The sequence below is a fragment of the Rahnella perminowiae genome, from assembly GCF_019049695.1.
Taxonomy (GTDB): Bacteria; Pseudomonadota; Gammaproteobacteria; order Enterobacterales; family Enterobacteriaceae; genus Rahnella; species Rahnella perminowiae.
On the sequence record NZ_JAFMOT010000066.1, the window covers coordinates 1 to 449 of the forward strand.

A 449-nucleotide genomic window follows, 5' to 3' on the forward strand; every position below is an offset into this window, starting at 1 on the left:
ATCTAAAATTGTACAAATGGTTGCTGAAGCCCAGCGTAGCCGCGCACCTATACAGAAATTGGTAGATAAGGTAGCTGGGTGGTTCGTACCGATCGTGCTTATTTGCTCCGTCATTACCTTTATTGTCTGGGCGATATTCGGCCCTGAGCCCGCTATGGCCTATGCTTTGGTTAACGCGATTGCGGTACTGATTATTGCTTGTCCTTGTGCCCTTGGTCTAGCGACGCCGATGTCCATTATGGGTGGTACCGGCAAAGGCGCGCAAAACGGCGTCCTCATCAAAAATGCTGAAGCGTTAGAGAGTATGGAAAAAGTCGATACCATTGTCGTCGACAAGACCGGAACACTGACCGCTGGTAAGCCCGAGCTTACCGCAATTGATGCGCAGGTAGGTCAAGATGAAGACGAGTTCCTCGCATTGGTAGCCTCAGTAGAAAGCGCTAGCGAGC

The 449-nt window shown here is 50.8% G+C and carries 1 protein-coding gene; it reads left to right on the plus strand.

Features of this window, described 5'->3' with window-relative positions; all coding sequences use genetic code 11:
- Positions 1-449, plus strand: a 449-nt coding sequence (locus J1781_RS00310; RefSeq protein ID WP_217233012.1) for an HAD-IC family P-type ATPase, incomplete at both ends; no start/stop codon positions are given.